Origin of the sequence: Chitinasiproducens palmae (assembly GCF_900095735.1) — a bacterium.
GTDB lineage: Bacteria > Pseudomonadota > Gammaproteobacteria > Burkholderiales > Burkholderiaceae > Chitinasiproducens > Chitinasiproducens palmae.
The window spans coordinates 1-16440 of sequence record NZ_FNLO01000007.1; the positions used below are offsets into that span (position 1 = coordinate 1).

Sequence of the window (16440 nt, forward strand, 5' to 3'; positions counted from 1 at the left end):
AGCAGCAGAGCGCCAGCCACGCATCAGCCGGGCTTCAATGCCCGCATGGCTCGTCCGAGCGCCGCAGCCGTGAGTGGCGGCAGGAGGGCAGTAGGACCGCGTCGACGCTGAAGCGTCGTTTGCCGCAGTGTCGTCCGCCGCGAGGCGCGCGTCGAGGCATCCTGTCCGACGTGCCGGCGATGGATCAGCATCACAGCCGGACAATCGACGACGCTCCGACACCCCGACACCCCGACACCCCGACACCCCGACACCCCGACACCCCGACACCCCGACACCCCGACACCCCGACACCCCGACACCCCGACACCCCGACATCCCGACATCCCGACACCCCGACACCCCGACGCGGAATCTGCCGGCAACCTTGGCATATACTGGCAACGTTTTTTGTGCAGTACGCTGGCGGAACAGCATTGTTCGTCGAGCCCCGGGGCGTCTGTACACAGCGGTCTGTGCCGATTGCAAGGCCCTTCGGCAGGCCCTTCGCAAGGCCCTTCGCTCCTTGGACGCTGCTTGTCAGCGCGGCGCATCCTACGCCTTGGCTCGACAACGCTTCCACTGCTGAGCAGCGTTTGACACCCGACGTCGGCCGGGTCGGAACGGGTTGAGCGAGTTGGACCGGGGTTGAGGCGGGGTGGAGCGCGTTGGTGCCGCGTGTAGAGTGGCAATGCTGCCGCTCCTCCAATTGCAGCGCGCGGCGGCAACGTGGGACGGAGCGCTTGCGTCCGTCACGGGTGGCAGCGCACGCCTCACGGCCGTGCTGGCAAACACGTGATTCTGCGACTGACTACGCCACTGCTTGGGCATCAGGCAGCTCAGCAGTAAAACAGCCTGGCAGTAAGCAGCCTGACAATCAAGCAGTCTGGCGGGCGCATGCCTGGACTGCTTGGCGCTTACGCCGCTTTTTCGACGACCCGTCGACCCGTCGACCTGTGCGAGCCGCGTGAAGGCTTCGGCCAGCGAGTCGTCGTCAGTCAGTGGAGTGGTCGTTCGAACCGCCCTGATTCGATCAATTGTCGAATCATCGTGATCGTGTCGATGTCCGCCTCGCGATAGGCCGATTTCACGATTTCACTGGTTTGCTCATCTTCGCCGCCTGAGCCCTCCACCAGCGTCGTTTCATAGCGAAACCGCACGAACAGCTGGATTTCATCGGGCGTCTCGATTGTCATCGTCAGGTGTCCGCCAACGTATTCGCTGGTCGGATCGATTTCGTAGCGCACCGATTCTTCCGGCGTGAAGATGACGCGGTCCTTCACGATTGCCTGGCCGTAGTGAAGTTCCCGCTCCAGCGAATTTGGACCGCGTGCGGTGATCCGGCAATCGTCCAGTCCGGGAACGAAGATCTGAGGCTGCTCGGCGCGCAGCACCAGCCCCCGCCACAGGTCGGCGCGCGTCAGCGTGGCGACCAGGGGATTGAGCGGGTCATTGATCTGTACGAGGTGTTCGTAGTTCAAGGCATCGTTCCGAAGCAGAGCGGCCGGACGGTCGCATACGCGTATTGTGCGATATCCGTGCCCGCAGTGTCGGGAGGGGCTTGCATTGAGTATGTGCGCTATGCCCGCTAGCCTGTCCGAGGCGACTGGCTGGACCGAAGACCGTCCGAGTCGAACGTCGCGTCTAGCCGTGGCGCCGACACCGGCGAGCCACACGGGTGCAGCTAGGGGAACGACGCTAGCGCCCGCAGCCGGCGCGTGCCCGGGTGTCTCCGGCCCAGCGCTGCGGCGCGCTCGTCCGACCGCGCCGTCGCGCCGTACACGGCGCACCAGCGCGCGGTTGACGACGCGCGGACGAGCCTGGGGCGGGTAGGGGTGAAAGCGGCTCGAGTGCGACCGATCAACAACTGCACGCCCCCTGCGCGCCGGAGCCACACCGTGCGCCGCGACAGCCGCGCCATCGACAGCCGCGCCATCGGCCGCCGCCGTTGAGGCGTTGCCGGACACCCGGAGCCTGTGGGCAGCGGCGTAAGGTGCGGGCCAAGCGGTGCGCACACGCAACCCGAAGGAATGGAAAGGCCCGATCCGGAGTGGATCGGGCCTTTGAATATCGCATCGCCCGGAGGCGGCATATTAGCGGCTTATCTGCCGCTCACGTCGCCGGTCACGTCGCCGCTCACTTCGCGGCCTCGGGGTCCGTCACGAAGCCAATCTTGCTCAAGCCGCCATTCTGAGCAGCGGCCATCACCTGCGCAACGCGCTCGTAGCGCACGTTGCGGTCGGCGTGCAGCCGAAGTTCGGGCTGCGGCTGCGCCTCGGCCGCGGAGCGCACGCGCAGCGCGAGCTGGGCGTCGTCCACGGGCGTCTTGTCCCAGCTGACTTGTCCGCTCGCTTCGATGGACACATCGATATGCGTCGGTTTCTGATCGATCGGCTGGCTGCTAGCGCGTGGCAGGTCCACCTTGATCGCCTGGTTCAGTACCGGCAGGGTGACGATGAAGATGATCAGAAGGACCAGCATGACGTCGACCAGCGGCGTCATGTTGATCTCGTTCATCACGCCATCTTCTTCGTCCGAGGAGAGGGGGCTCATCGACATGATCGATTCCTCAGCGCGCCCGCGCGAGGCGCAGGCCCGAGCGCTGGCTGCTCGAACGCAGGCGCGTGCCGGTTACGAAGTAGGCGTGCAGGCCGTGCACGAAGCGGTTCAGCTTCGCGGCGGTGCTCTTGTTCATCCGGGTCAGCGCGTTGTAACCGAGCACAGCCGGGATCGCGACGAACAGGCCGAAGGCCGTCATGATCAGCGCTTCGCCGACCGGGCCGGCCACGCGGTCGATCGAGGTCTGGCCGCTGGTGCCGATCGCGACGAGGGCGTGGTAGATCCCCCACACCGTACCGAACAGGCCGACGAACGGCGCGGTGCTGCCGATCGACGCGAGCACCGCAAGGCCGCTTTGCAGGCGCGTGACGATCTCTTCCTGCGTGCTTTTCAGGCAACGTGCGACCCAGTCGCTGGTGTTCATCGCGTCGTGCAGCTGCTGCTGGTTCTGCTGGTGATGATCGACGGCTTCCTTGCCGGCAAGCGCGAGCATGACCAGCGGGTTGTTCGGATTGCCGTCGTTCAGCTTGGCCATTCCTTCATCGAAGTTGTCCGAGTGCCAGAACGCCTTCTCGCCGTGGCTCGTGAGCCGTTTGATACGTGCGCCTTGCCAGGCCTTGACGATGATCACGGTCCACGACAGCACCGACATGATCAGCAGCACGATGGCGATCGCGCGTGTTACGAAGTCGCCCTGTCCCCAGACGTGGGCTATTCCATAGTCTTGCATTGCAAATCCTCGATTTTGTTCAATTAGTCAGGCTGAAGCGATAGGGGCGGACGGTCTTTGCTTTCACGGGGCGACCTTCTTCCATGTAAGGCGAGCAAGGCGTGGCCAGCGCGACCTGCCGCGCGGCCTCGTCCAGGCGTTCGTAGCCGCTGCTCTTGGCAACGCGAGCGCTTTCGACGCGCCCGGCCGTGTTGACGATGATTTCGATGATCGCCGTGCCTTCCTCGCCGCGGCGGCGCGACATCATCGGATAGTCGGGCGGATTGCTGGCGCACGTGAGGTGCCGTACGTCGCGCGGGATGTTGGGCGAGCCGACCGGCACCTGCGCGCGTTCCGGCGCGCTGGGCGCGGCGGCGGCCTGTTGAACCGGTTCGCTCGGTGCGGGCGTCGGGGCGGGGGCGGGCTCAGGTGTCGCCGTGGGCGTCGGGGTAGGTGCCGGACGCGGCGTCGGGCGCGGTGCTGGCTTGGGCCTTGGCTGCGGTTTGACGACCGGCTTGGGCTGCGGTTTGGGCGGCTCCGGCTTGGTGGCGGGCGGCGCCGCGGGCGGGGCGGGGGTGTCGGTGATCAAGCTCACGGACACGATACGTTCGACGGGCTCTGGCTCGGGCGTATGCCGGGCCACCATCAGCAGGGCCAGCCCCGCTGCGTGCAGACCGGTGACCACAACCATGGTCGTCCAGAAAGCGCGGCGCGACGAATCGTCGCCTGACGCGGCTTGCACAGAAGTATTCATGTTCTTGTGAAAAGAGCCTGTCTGGGCGGCGGAGTCAACACGCGCCCGAAAGAGTGATTATCGCAAACGACTGGCTCGCAACCGAAACTGAACGCGGCCGCCTGACACCCATGGCGGCAAAAAAGCGCGCGACAGCCCGGACAACTTCAGGCCGCAACGCGGCAGGGAGCGGAAACGGTGCCGGCTTCAACGAAACTGATCGGCGCGACATGGATCACTGCGCGCCGGCTTTCGACGATCAAAGCCTGCACAGTGTCCTTGCATTTTCCGCAGCAGCCGGTCACGCCTAATTCAAATTCCAGCTCTTCGACAGAATGATTTCCTTCCGCGATTGAGCTGCGGATACGGCGATCGGAAACGGCCTTGCACACACAAACGATCATGATGATGCGGTGTTGGAGCGCTAATGCGAATTATTATCATTCATACGATATTTCTTTGCAAGTAGTCGCGGAATTCCCTGTCATACGAAATGGGCAATCACAATAGGAGGCGGCCGACATATTCGGAGCGACCCGTCTGTCTTGCTGCCGTGGCTCTGGGAACGGGGGAGCGACGCCGGATCGCGGGCCTGCGACAGACCTCGGTCAGGGTCTTTATAGCGGACGGATATGACGGGACGAGGCGAGGGCGGTGTTGGATCACAGCAACGACATTCGCGTCATCGACGAGGACCTCGAGTGCGCAAAGCGAGGCAGCCTCGCTTGCTCCGAGGCGCCGGCACCGTCGGTACGGACGGGGCAGGGCCGCGCGGCCGTAGACAAGGCCACGAAGGGGTCTGAGGCTAAGCGCACCTGCCACGCAAGACGTGAAGCCGTGGCGACGACGGCCACCGCGCCGGTGCGCCGCGCCCCGTGCCAATGCACAATCGGACTTCGGGCGACGAGCGCTCGGCAAGCCTGCCATTCATGCGGGGCGACGCGCTCGGGTCGAAGGACGACGGCGGAACCGGCATCGCGCCCACGCCGGTCGAGCCGACCGCCGTCCACGGCAAGGCCCGACCACGCCCGTAGCGGTGTCGTCCGCGCGCTACGGCGCGGTCAGTCGACTGAAGCGGTCGACTCGGTCAGCGGGATGTCGACGTGCTCCACCGTGCTGTCCAGGCGCAGCAAGGCACCGGCGATTCGGCCGAGCGTGGCACCGTCGCTGGTCGAAACCAGGCGGAGCGGCGCCGCGGCGCCGGATGGCGCGGCCAGGCGGGTCTGCGCCAGTCGTCGGGCAAGCTGCTGTGCCACCGCGGCACCGGTGTCGATCAATTGCACCCCGTCGCCGACCTGCGCCTGAATGGCGTCGCGTATGAACGGATAGTGCGTGCAGCCCAGCACGATAGTGTCGACGCCAGCCTCCCGCATCGGCGCGAGGCATGCGGCCAGCAAATCGTCCATGGCGGCGCCTTCCGTCACACCGGCTTCGATGGCTTCGACCAGGCCGGTGCCAGGCGCGCACACGAAGCGGCAGCCCGCCGCGAACCGTCCGAGCAGGGTCTGGAAACGCTCGCTGCGAAGTGTGGCGGCGGTCGCAAGTACGCCCACGCGGCCAGTCTGGCTCAACGCCATCGCCGGCTTTACGCCGGGTTCGACGCCGATCACGGGCAGAGCGAGGCGGCCGCGCAGCGACTCGATGGTCTGTGCGGTAGCTGTGTTGCAGGCCACGACGATCGCCTTCGCGCCTTTGCCAATCAGCCAGTCGGCCAGCGCCGCGCTTCGGGAAGCGATGAAAGCGTCGGAACGTTGGCCATACGGGGCGTAGTACGAGTCCGCCAGGTACAACAGCGATTCGCAGGGCATCGCGGCGCGGATCGCGCGCAGCACCGACAGGCCGCCGACGCCCGAGTCGAAAACGCCGACCGGACCGGTGGGGTCGGCGGGCAGTGGTTGCAAGTCGACCGCCTCGGACGACAGCGGAGGGCAGCTAGGAGCGATATGGGAGCTCACGCGTTCAACTGGCCGGGCGAAAAGGAACGAGCGCCCCACGGCGCCGTTGACCGCCAGTTTAACCGTTCCGCGCCCGGCCGGGCGCGACCGGCGCGTCGTCGCTGTGTCGCTTGTTGCGGTATGGTTGCCCTGTTGCTGCCCTGTTGCTGCCCTGTGGTTGCGCGGTCGCTGCCGTGCCGCTGCCCTGCCGTTGCGATGTCGTTGCGATGTCGCTTCGCCGCGCCCGGCCAGTATGCCGGGCTGTCGCAGTACGGTGCAGTGCCAGCCAGCCAGCCAGTGGCCATCTTCAAAGCAAACGGCCGGGCCTGCGTCGCAGGCCCGGCCGCTGTCTTCGGTGCGTGGCAGGGTTGCCGCCGCGCAGTCCGGACGATGCTTACTCGCCTTCGCCGACCGCCGACTGAAGGAAGTTCTGGATACCGAGCTTGGCGACCAGCTCGATCTGCGTTTCCAGCCAGTCGATGTGCTCTTCGGTGTCGTCCAGGATCTTGACGAAGATCTCGCGGGACACGAAATCGCGCACCGACTCGCAATAGGCGATCGCTTCCTTGCAGGTCGCCTGAGAGATGTATTCGAGCTTCAGGTCACACTCGAGGATCTCCTCGGTGCTCTCGCCGATCAGCAGCTTGTGCAGGTCCTGCAGGTTCGGCAGGCCATCGAGCATGAAGACGCGCTGAATCAGCCAGTCGGCATGCTTCATCTCGCCGATGGATTCGTCGTACTCGTGCTTGCCCAGCTTTTCCAGGCCCCAATGCTTGTACATGCGGGCGTGGAGGAAATACTGGTTGATCGCGGTCAGCTCGTTCTTCAGCTGGGCGTTCAGATATTCGATGACCTTTACGTCGCCTTTCATGGCTCTTTTCCTAAATGCTGTACTTCAGAGGTTCACACGATAAACGCCGCGCTGGCTTACGCCAAGCATTTGACGACATTCCGCGCTCGTTGACGAGCGCGAATCATAAGCGTTCTCGTTTTGTCCGCGACCATGACGGGGTGCTGGCCGCCGGTGGCTGGGCGAATGTCGACGCTCGCAGGCCTGTCCAGTAGCGCGCGGGCCCGCCAGTGGCCGGGCGCGAGCAGCGGCATCGATGGGGCGGCGGGCCGCTGGACCGATGCGCCAATGCCGCTCGTGCCGGCGAGCAGTCGATCAGTCGAGCAGTCGATCAGTCGACCGCGACCGGGATCTTGCCGATCTTCGCTTGCCAGAGCTTCGGGCCGGTCTGGTGGACCGATACGCCGCTCGAGTCGACCGCGACGGTCACCGGCATATCCTGCACATCGAACTCGTAGATTGCCTCCATGCCAAGGTCTTCGAAGGCGACCACGCGGGCCGCCCGAATCGCCTTGGAGACCAGGTAGGCCGCGCCGCCGACAGCCATCAGATATGCCGCCCTGTTTGCCTTGATGGCTTCGATCGCCACCGGGCCGCGCTCGGCCTTGCCGATCATCGCGATCAGGCCGGTCTGCTTCAGCATCATGTCGGTGAACTTGTCCATCCGCGTCGAGGTCGTCGGGCCGGCCGGGCCGACCACTTCGTCGCGTACCGGATCGACCGGTCCGACGTAATAGATGGCGCGGTTGCGGAAGTCGACCGGCAGGCTTTCGCCGTTGGCGAGCATGTCGGCGATCCGCTTGTGGGCCGCGTCCCGGCCGGTGAGCATCTTGCCGGACAGCAGCAGGGTCTGGCCCGGCTGCCAGGAGGCGACCTCCTCGGGCGTCAGCGTGTCCAGATTGACGCGCTTGCTGGTCTCGGTATTCGGTTGCCACTGAACCTTCGGCCAGGCGTCGAGGGGCGGCGGTTCGAGATGGGCAGGACCCGAGCCATCCAGCACGAAGTGCGCATGCCGGGTGGCCGCGCAGTTCGGAATCACCGCAATGGGCTTGGACGCCGCGTGCGTCGGCGCCGCGAGGATCTTCACGTCGAGGACGGTGGCAAGGCCGCCCAGGCCCTGCGCGCCGATGCCCAGCGCATTGACCTTCTCGTAGAGCTCGACCCGCAACGATTCGATCCAGTCGCGCGGCCCCCGGGCGATCACGTCGTGGATGTCGATCGGATCCATCAACGATTCCTTCGCCATCACCATCGCCTTCTCGGCGGTGCCGCCGATGCCGATGCCGAGCATGCCGGGCGGGCACCAGCCGGCGCCCATCAGCGGCACGGTCTTGATGATCCAGTCGACGATCGAGTCCGACGGGTTGAGCATCGCGAACTTGGTCTTGTTCTCCGAGCCGCCGCCCTTCGCCGCGACCTGGATATCGATCTTGTCGCCGGGCACGACCTCGTAATGGATCACCGCCGGCGTATTGTCGCGCGTGTTCTTGCGCGCGCCTTCGGGCGGACTCACGATGGAGGCGCGCAGCACGTTGTCGGGATGCGTGTAGCCCCGACGCACGCCCTCGTTGATCATGTCCGTGATGCTCATCGTGGCGTCCTGCCACCGCACGTCCATGCCGATCTTGACGAAGACCGTGACGATGCCGGTGTCCTGGCAAATCGGGCGCCGTCCTTCGGCGCACATCCGGCTGTTGGTCAGAATCTGCGCGATCGCGTCCTTTGCCGCCGGGCTCTCTTCGCGCTCGTAGGCGTGGCCGAGGGCAGTGATGTAGTCGAGCGGATGGTAATAGCTGATGTACTGCAGGGCATCGGCGACGCTCTGGATGAGGTCGTCCTGCTTGATCGATGGCATCGCGGTTCTCGTGGGGCCGCCGGCTCGTCACTTCTGGCCGGCTTGATTGACGATTCACTGGGCGCCCGCCGACAGGCGAGCCGGGTGCCGCGCAAGCGCGTGGCCGGCCACGGCTGGGCCGGCGACCGTTGCGGATGGCGCCACGGACCGAACTATAAGCCAATCGCGGGCGGGCGCGACATGCGCTACAACGCTTTTCGCGCGATGCACCGCCACGCAGCGCAGATTTCCGCCGGCCGGCCGGCGCGACGCGTGACGGTCGCGCGTCGGCGCTGGCAAGGTAGGCCTGCGCAGGCACTTGTCTTCTTTTCGTTTCTTCGCGTGGTGGCAGTGGTCGTACGTGGCCGGCTTCAGCGCTGCGCGCGCGCTGGAAGCGAAGCGGCCGGCGCAGGCAGGCGCGCTGGCGGCCGGTGCACGGTGCGGCGGTACCCGGTGCTCGGTGCTCGGTGCGGTGACGGGTGCGATACCCGGTGCGGTACCCGGTGCGGTACCCGCCGCCGTCGCCCGCACGCGTTTCAGTGCTCGGCAGGAGCGCGGGATCCCGGCGCGTCCGCCTTGGCATGGAAGTGGCCAGGGTGGGTGTGCGTCGTCATCTTGTCGACCAGCGCCATCACCAACGCCGAGATCAGGAACGCGATGTGGATCACCACCTGCCACAGGATCGACATGTCGTCGCGCTGGCCGGCATCAATGAAGGTCTTGAGCAGGTGGATCGACGAGATGCTGATCAGCGCCATCGACAGCTTCACCTTCAGGACGCCCGCGTTGACGTGATCCAGCCACTCCGGTTCGTCCGGGTGGCCGTCGATGCCTAGGCGGGAAACGAACGTCTCGTAGCCGCCGATGATCACCATGATCAGCAGGTTGGACACCATGACAACATCGATCAGGCTCAGCACCGCGAGCATGACGGCCGTTTCGCTGAGTCCGCCGGCGTGACTCAGCAGATGCCAGACCTCTTTCAGGAACAGGAACACATAGACGCCCTGCGCGACGATCAGGCCGAGATAGAGCGGCAATTGCAACCACCGGCTGAAGAAGATCAGCGCGGGAACGGGACGGAGGGAAGGCGAGGGGCGATGCGGCATGATGGGTACGGAATGCAGGAGTGAAACGCCGGTCCCGAACGCGCTGCCGCCTCGTGGGGCCTCGCGCCGAGGCTTGCATTATGCAAGCTTTTATCCCGCAGTGCGCTGCCGGGGCGCCAGGCTCGCCACCAGCACGCCGGCGAGGACCGCGACAAACGCCAGGCCATGGGCGATGCCCGGCTTCTCGCCGAGGAAGGCGATGCCATACACCGATGCCGCCACTGGCAACATCGCGGTGAACGCGCCAGCGCGCGCACCGGGCACATGGCTGATGCCGCGCATCCATAGCCAGAACGAGAAGACGCTGGCTGACAACGCATACCAGACGATCATCGTCCAGGTGGACAGGGTCAGCGCATGCCAGTCGAAACGCAGCGCGCCTGCGATGCAGACCGGCAAGGCAAGCACGAAACCGAACAGATGGGCCACGGCACAGACGGTCAGCGGCTCGACGGTCTGTGCCAGCCGCCGCGACAGGACGACATAGATCGACTCGCACACGACCGCACCGAGCACCATCAGGTTGCCGAGCAGCGCGTGCGGTTGCGCGGATGCGGACGCGTTGCCGTCCGCCACCGGTTGTCGAGCCAGATTGATCAACACCACGCCACCGATCGTCAGGCCGATCGCCAGCAGCGCCCGGCGATCCGGCCGTTCACCGAGCCACAGCCAGGAGAGAAGCGCGACCACCGCCGGGATCGCGCTGCAGATGACGCCGGCCGCCAGCGCACTGGTGCGCGCGGTACCGCCCAGCATCAGCAGCGTGAACAGGAAGGTTCCGAAGAAAGCCTGCAGAAACAGGTTCCACCATTCGGCGCGCCGCAGCCGTCCGAGTCGCGCCGGCCGGTAGCAAGGCGAAAGCGCAGCCACCGCGACCGCGAAGCGCAGCAGCATCAGGACCGAGAGCGGAGCGACCATCAGGATCGATTTGCCAAGCCCCACATTGCTTCCTACCAGGAGCATTGCGGCGGCAAGCAGGATGGCGTATCGATTCACAAAGCGACCTTCCGGAAACGCGGGCAGGCACCCGCGCAGTAACGTAGAAGACCGGTGTCGCAGCGATGACGCGCAAAGGCGGGAAGCCGCCGGTCGCACGCCCGACTTGATTCGGACGTGGACGTGATGGGCCGGACACCTGGCGCGCCGACGTCGCAGAGCCGGCCTGGAGCGCGAATTCTATGCGGAGCGTCTGGCGCCGTCCATACGGCGCCGCCGCCGCGGGGCACCGTGATCGTGCGACGCGCCAAGCCATTCGGCCCGCGCGCACGACTTGGTGGCCGCGGCCGCGTCGTACCGATGGATTGTTGCGAGCGTGTTGCGTGCAAAGGCGTCACGCGTAGAGTCACGCGTAAGATACGGGTAAGCGTCGGCGGGTATCGTCGGCGAAAACAGTTTGCAGAGTATGTAAGATACGAAGGAGACCGCGAATGGCCGCTATAGAATCCGTCTTGAATGAGGCTCGGGTGTTCGAGCCGAGCGCCGAGCAAATGGCTCGCGCGAGCATCGGGGGCATGGACGCCTACCGCGCGCTGGTCGACGAAGCGGCGCGCGACTACGAAGGCTTTTGGAGCCGCCTGGCCAAGCAACACCTCAGCTGGCACAAGCCGTTCACGCGCGGGCTCGACGAGAGCAACGCGCCGTTCTACACGTGGTTCGCGGACGGTCAGCTCAATGCGTCCTACAACTGCCTGGACCGGCACGTCGAAGCTGGCCTCGGCGAGCGCACGGCCATCATCTTCGAGCGCGACGACGGCGAGGTGCAGCGCGTCAGCTACCGCGAGTTGCTGGCGCGCGTCTGTCGCCTGGCCAACGCGCTGCGCGCGCGCGGCGTGCGCAAGGGCGACCGCGTCGTCATCTATATGCCGATGTCGGTCGAGGGCGTGGTCGCGATGCAGGCGTGCGCGCGCATCGGCGCCACGCACTCGGTGGTGTTCGGCGGCTTCTCGTCGAAGTCGCTGAACGAACGCCTGATCGATGCACAGGCGGTCGCGGTCATCACGGCGGACGAACAGGTGCGCGGCGGCAAGCGCCTGCCGCTGAAGTCGATCGTCGACGAAGCGCTGGGCATGGGCGGCACCGAAGCGGTCGCGCAGGTCATCGTCTACCAACGCACCGGCGGCGACGTAACGTGGCAGGCCGGTCGCGACGTCTGGTTGCACGACGTGGTTGCCGATCAGGCGGACACGGCCGAGCCGGAGTGGGTCGACGCCGAACACCCGTTGTTCATCCTCTACACCTCCGGTTCCACCGGCAAGCCGAAGGGCGTGCAGCACAGCACGGCAGGCTATCTGCTGTGGGCCGAGTTGACGATGCGCTGGACCTTCGACCTGCGGCCGGAAAGCGATGTCTTCTGGTGTACGGCCGATATCGGCTGGATCACCGGCCATACCTACATCTGCTACGGACCGACCGCGGCCGGCGGCACGCAGGTGATGTTCGAGGGCGTGCCGACCTACCCGAACGCGGGGCGTTTCTGGGAGATGATCCAACGTCACCAGGTGACGGTCTTCTACACCGCGCCGACCGCGATCCGTTCATTGATCAAGGCGGCGGACGCCGACGAAGCGATCCATCCGCGCCGCTACGACCTGTCGTCGCTGCGTATTCTCGGCACGGTCGGCGAGCCGATCAACCCCGAGGCGTGGATCTGGTATCACGAGCAGGTCGGCGGCGGCCGCTGTCCGGTGGTCGACACCTTCTGGCAAACCGAGACGGGCGGCCACATGATCACGCCGTTGCCGGGCGCCACGCCGCTGGTGCCGGGTTCGTGCACGCTGCCGTTGCCGGGCATCATGGCCGCCGTGGTCGACGAGACCGGCCAGGACGTGCCGAACGGCCAGGGCGGCATTCTGGTGGTCAAGCGTCCCTGGCCCGCGATGCTGCGCACCGTCTGGGGCAACCCGGAGCGCTATAAGAGCGGGTACTTTCCGGCGGAACTGGGCGGCAACCTGTATCTCGCTGGCGACGGCGCGGTGCGCAACGACAAGACCGGTTACTTCACGATCATGGGCCGCATCGACGACGTGCTGAACGTCTCGGGCCATCGCATGGGAACGATGGAAATCGAGTCGGCGCTGGTCGCCCACGAGCTGGTGGCCGAAGCAGCAGTGGTAGGGCGGCCGGACGAGACCACTGGCGAGGCGATCGTCGCGTTCGTCGTGCTGAAGCGGTCACGCCCGGAAGGCGCCGAGGCCAAGCAGATTGCCGATCAGTTGCGCGCGTGGGTCGGGAAAGAAATCGGTCCGATCGCGAAGCCGCGCGATATCCGCTTCGGTGACAACCTGCCGAAGACGCGCTCGGGCAAGATCATGCGCCGCTTGCTGCGTGGTCTGGCGAAGGGCGAGCAAGTGACGCAGGATACGTCGACGCTGGAGAACCCGGCGATCCTCGATCAACTCGGTGAAGCCATCTGAACCGACAACGGCGTCCGCGCCGTCCGCAGACAGCGGCGACGCCGCGCTGCCGCGTCGTCGGCCGGCGGATCGTTTGAAGCGTTCCACCGAGCCATCCGACGCGACGGGCGCCGCCGGTCTTGCCGACGCGTCGGCCGATGCCCGTGCCGCAGGCGGTCCGTTCGGCGCGCGTCCCGAGGGGCGTGCCGATGAACCGGGTCATGCCCCTCCTGCGGGTCATGCCCTTCTTGCGGCTCATGCCGGTGCCGCCGGCCATACGGTTGCGGCGCGTCTGCACTGGCGGCGCAACCTCACGATCACTGCCGTCGTACTTGGCGTCAGCGCCGCGGTGTCCCTGTTGCCACCATTTTTCGAACGCGTGCTCTCGCAGCAGCGGGTCGCCGGTATGTCGCTGTCCTTCTATCTGCCGGCGCAGGGCGCAATCCTGATTTATATCGGCCTGACCGCCCTGTATGCGTTTGTGATGAATCGCGCCGACCGGCGATACCTTGATGCAGCCGCGGCGGAGGGCGTTGGCGCGAACCGTCCCGGCATCGGCATCGGCGTCGGCATCGGCATCGGCGTCGACAAGCCGCGCGACGCGCGTGCCGACACGGGGCGGCCGACCGTCCCGGCGGATTCGGCCGAGCCCTTGGACGCGCGCGCTGCTGCACCGGCGACCCGCGCGAAAACACCGCCCAGTCCGGCCGACGCGTCGATGGCTTCGCCGGCACCGCGGCAGGCCGAGCGCGCGGAGTAAGCCAGATGTCGATCGATGGCGCCGCATCCCGACGCTTGGCGCGCCGCTATCTGCTGTTCGCGGTGGGACTGGCCGCTTTCATCGCGGGCGTTGCTCAGTTGGAACGTCTGATCGGGGCGGGCGATTGGATCGGCGTGCTGTTCCTGTCGGCCACGCTGATGCTCTACGCGGTGATCGGCCTGTGCGCCCGCACGGCCGACCTCGACGAGTACTACGTCGCGGGCCGTCGGGTCCCGGCGGTCTTCAATGGCATGGCAACGGCAGCCGATTGGCTGTCGGCCGCGTCCTTCGTAGGGATCGCCGGCTATCTGATCGGTAATGGGCGTGGCGGCCTGGTGTACCTGTTGGGTTGGACCGGCGGGTTCTGTCTGGTGGCCGTGTTACTGGCGCCTTATATCCGCAAGCTGGGCCGCTACACGATTCCCGATTTCCTGGCGGCGCGTTACCCGGGCGTCGGCGTGCGTGCGATCGCGATCGCTGCCACGATGATCTGCTCGTTCATTTATCTGATCGCGCAAATTCAGGGCGTCGGCCTGATCGCGAGCCGTTTCGTCGGTGTCGATTTCGGCATCGGCATATTCTTCGGACTGGCGGGGATCCTCGTCTGTTCGTTTCTCGGCGGCATGCGCGCGGTCACCTGGACGCAGGTCGCGCAATGCCTGGTGCTTCTGTCCGCGATCCTGCTGCCGACCAGTCTGCTTGGGCAGAAGCTGGGTCTCGGTCCGGTGCCGCAGTTCAACTATGGCAGCTTGGTCGAGCGCCTCGGCCGGCTCGAGACGCAACTTGCCGCGTCCCCCGTCGAAAAGGACGCGCGCGCCGCCTTGCAGGCGCGCGCCGACTTGCTGGACGCGCGTCTCGCCGCGCTGCCGGGCAGCTATGAGGCAGCGCGGCGAGACCTGGCTGCGCGTATCGCGGCCTTGCACGCGGCCGCCGCCGATGCCGAGTCGCCCGATGAAAGCGTGCGCGAACGCTACGTTGCGCTGCGCGCTCGCCTGGCTGCCGAAGAGGCGGAGTTTCCACCGGACCCACGGACCGCCGCCGAACGTTGGCGTGTCGAACGCGCGGCGCTGCTGGCCCGCATGGTCCCGCCACGCGCACTGGTTGCGGACCGGCAGACGGACGCAACGGCGGGGGCGTCTGGAAGGACTCTGCCGAACGCTGCGATCGAGTCGAACAGACGAGCCAATTTTGTCGCGTTGCTGATCTGCCTGACGCTCGGCACCGCCAGCTTGCCGCACGTCCTGACACGTTTCGCCACCGCGACGTCGGTCAGTTCGGCGCGCAGCGCGGTCGCTTGGACGTTGGGGCTGGTGGGATTGTTTTATCTGACGGTGCCGGTTCTGGCCGTCATGGTGAAATTCGAGCTGCTCAGCCATTTGCTCGGCAGTTCCCTCGATGCGTTGCCGGCCTGGACCGCGCAATGGCGGCGCCTCGAAACGCCGATGATTGCGGTCGAGGACGTTCTCGGCGACGGACGGGTGCATTGGGCGGGACTGCGTTTCGATACCGACATGATTCTGCTGGCTTCGCCCGAGATTGGCGGGCTGCCGGCCTATGTGTCCGGCCTGGTGGCGGCAGGCGCGCTTGCAGCAGCGCTATCCACCGCGGACGGCCTGCTGCTGACGATTGCCAACGTGCTGTCGCATGACGTGTACTTCCACCTCCTCGGACGCCGAACCGCCAGCCATCGGCGCGTGATCGTGTCGAAGCTGCTGCTGCTTGCGGTAGCCCTGCTGGCTGCCTGGCTTGCCACGCGCAATCTTGGCAATATCCTCTTCCTGGTCGGCGCCGCCTTCTCGCTGGCCGCCTCGAGTCTTTTCCCCGCGCTGGTCCTTGGCGTGTTCTGGCGGCGCACGTCGCCGCGAGCAGCGACCGCGGCGATGACCGCCGGTCTCGGCGTGTGCGCGTATTACATCGCGACAACCTATCCGCCGTTCGCGCATCTGACCGGCTTCCTCGGGCCGCGCTGGTTCGGTATCGATCCTTCCGGCGCGGGCGTGTTCGGGGTGTCGGCCGGCTTTGCCGTTGCCGTGATCGGAACGCTATGCGATCCCCAGGCCGGCAAGCAGGCAGCCGTGGCGGACGCAATGCGGTTGCCGTGAAGGCGGGCGGGTAGAACGCATGGCGGGTGACTGCCTGCCCGACCACCGGCCTGTCGGTGCGGGCGCTTGCCGGGCACCGGCGAGCCGAGGGCGGCGGGGGCATGCTGCCCGAGGGCAGCGCGCGACCGCTTCGGGCAGATGACGCAGCGGGACTGGCATCGCGGTGCCAGCCTGTGATCCTTCCCGACCCCGCAAGGCCCCTGACGACGTGCTGAGCCCGGGACGGCCGCGCCGCCAGCGCGCTCGCTGGAACTGGCCCGCTGGCTGAACGCCTGGCACTCGGCATCCAGCACCCGGCATCCTCGCTGGCCGTGCCATCCAGCACGCCGGTGCATCGAGGTTTAGCGCATCCAGCGCCGAACGTGCGTCGGCATGGCCAGACACGGCGCGCGTGCCGCATGCTTGCTGGTAAGCGATGTCACGCTTTGCCAGTGAGGGCGGATGATTGTCTCTGGGAGCAGGCAGAGCCAAGTCCGGCG

Annotated in this window: 13 protein-coding genes; 3 read left to right on the forward strand and 10 right to left on the reverse strand. The window is 66.4% G+C overall.

The window, feature by feature from the left end:
• Positions 1 to 977 precede the first annotated feature (977 nt).
• The 10 genes from BLU54_RS12350 to BLU54_RS12395 all read right to left on the reverse strand — a co-directional run bounded on the left by BLU54_RS12350 (position 978) and on the right by BLU54_RS12395 (position 10703).
• Entirely contained in the window at positions 978 to 1460 is a 483-nt protein-coding gene (locus BLU54_RS12350) for an SRPBCC family protein (protein ID WP_091908604.1), read from the reverse strand.
• Positions 1461 to 2115: 655 nt separating this feature from the next.
• Entirely contained in the window at positions 2116 to 2538 is a 423-nt protein-coding gene (locus tag BLU54_RS12355; RefSeq protein ID WP_091908606.1) for an ExbD/TolR family protein, read from the reverse strand.
• Positions 2539 to 2548: 10 nt separating this feature from the next.
• Positions 2549 to 3268, reverse strand: coding sequence for a MotA/TolQ/ExbB proton channel family protein (locus tag BLU54_RS12360; RefSeq protein WP_091908608.1), 720 nt, complete (start codon positions 3266 to 3268; stop codon positions 2549 to 2551).
• A gap of 19 nt (positions 3269 to 3287) precedes the next feature.
• The gene (locus tag BLU54_RS12365) at positions 3288 to 3938 is read right to left on the reverse strand and encodes an energy transducer TonB (protein WP_139169665.1); all 651 of its coding nucleotides are present in this window, start codon (positions 3936 to 3938) and stop codon (positions 3288 to 3290) included.
• Between the two features lie 209 nt (positions 3939 to 4147).
• Entirely contained in the window at positions 4148 to 4384 is a 237-nt protein-coding gene (locus BLU54_RS12370) for a (2Fe-2S)-binding protein (RefSeq protein WP_091908612.1), read from the reverse strand.
• A gap of 657 nt (positions 4385 to 5041) precedes the next feature.
• Positions 5042 to 5881: a glutamate racemase gene (murI, locus tag BLU54_RS12375; protein WP_211435346.1), complete on the reverse strand. Its 840-nt coding sequence runs from the start codon at positions 5879 to 5881 to the stop codon at positions 5042 to 5044.
• Between the two features lie 427 nt (positions 5882 to 6308).
• Complete coding sequence (gene bfr, locus BLU54_RS12380) at positions 6309 to 6785, reverse strand: bacterioferritin (protein ID WP_091908614.1); 477 nt, start codon at positions 6783 to 6785, stop codon at positions 6309 to 6311.
• Between the two features lie 310 nt (positions 6786 to 7095).
• Entirely contained in the window at positions 7096 to 8619 is a 1524-nt protein-coding gene (locus BLU54_RS12385) for a fumarate hydratase (protein WP_091908616.1), read from the reverse strand.
• 515 nt (positions 8620 to 9134) lie between these two features.
• Positions 9135 to 9707, reverse strand: a complete 573-nt coding sequence (locus BLU54_RS12390; protein WP_091908618.1) for a TIGR00645 family protein — start codon at positions 9705 to 9707, stop codon at positions 9135 to 9137.
• Positions 9708 to 9797: 90 nt separating this feature from the next.
• Positions 9798 to 10703, reverse strand: coding sequence for a DMT family transporter (locus tag BLU54_RS12395; RefSeq protein WP_091908620.1), 906 nt, complete (start codon positions 10701 to 10703; stop codon positions 9798 to 9800).
• Positions 10704 to 11134: 431 nt separating this feature from the next.
• On the opposite strand from BLU54_RS12395, the gene acs reads away from it, so the two are divergent.
• The 3 genes from acs to BLU54_RS12410 all read left to right on the forward strand — a co-directional run bounded on the left by acs (position 11135) and on the right by BLU54_RS12410 (position 15961).
• A complete protein-coding gene (gene acs, locus BLU54_RS12400) occupies positions 11135 to 13120 on the forward strand; it encodes an acetate--CoA ligase (RefSeq protein ID WP_091908622.1) in 1986 nt (661 codons plus the stop codon).
• A gap of 73 nt (positions 13121 to 13193) precedes the next feature.
• Entirely contained in the window at positions 13194 to 13859 is a 666-nt protein-coding gene (locus BLU54_RS12405; RefSeq protein ID WP_235837935.1) for a DUF4212 domain-containing protein, read from the forward strand.
• A gap of 5 nt (positions 13860 to 13864) precedes the next feature.
• A complete protein-coding gene (locus BLU54_RS12410) occupies positions 13865 to 15961 on the forward strand; it encodes a VC_2705 family sodium/solute symporter (protein ID WP_091908625.1) in 2097 nt (698 codons plus the stop codon).
• Positions 15962 to 16440: the final 479 nt, after the last annotated feature.

Bases quoted from the DNA above. Each gene is read 5' to 3' on its own strand.
- bfr (WP_091908614.1), bottom strand. From the start codon at position 6,785: ATGAAAGGCGACGTAAAGGTCATCGAATATCTGAACGCCCAGCTGAAG.
- BLU54_RS12355 (WP_091908606.1), bottom strand. From the start codon at position 2,538: ATGTCGATGAGCCCCCTCTCCTCGGACGAAGAAGATGGCGTGATGAAC.
- BLU54_RS12365 (WP_139169665.1), bottom strand. From the start codon at position 3,938: ATGGTTGTGGTCACCGGTCTGCACGCAGCGGGGCTGGCCCTGCTGATG.
- BLU54_RS12370 (WP_091908612.1), bottom strand. From the start codon at position 4,384: ATGATCGTTTGTGTGTGCAAGGCCGTTTCCGATCGCCGTATCCGCAGC.
- BLU54_RS12390 (WP_091908618.1), bottom strand. From the start codon at position 9,707: ATGCCGCATCGCCCCTCGCCTTCCCTCCGTCCCGTTCCCGCGCTGATC.
- BLU54_RS12410 (WP_091908625.1), top strand. From the start codon at position 13,865: ATGTCGATCGATGGCGCCGCATCCCGACGCTTGGCGCGCCGCTATCTG.
- BLU54_RS12385 (WP_091908616.1), bottom strand. From the start codon at position 8,619: ATGCCATCGATCAAGCAGGACGACCTCATCCAGAGCGTCGCCGATGCC.
- BLU54_RS12360 (WP_091908608.1), bottom strand. From the start codon at position 3,268: ATGCAAGACTATGGAATAGCCCACGTCTGGGGACAGGGCGACTTCGTA.
- acs (WP_091908622.1), top strand. From the start codon at position 11,135: ATGGCCGCTATAGAATCCGTCTTGAATGAGGCTCGGGTGTTCGAGCCG.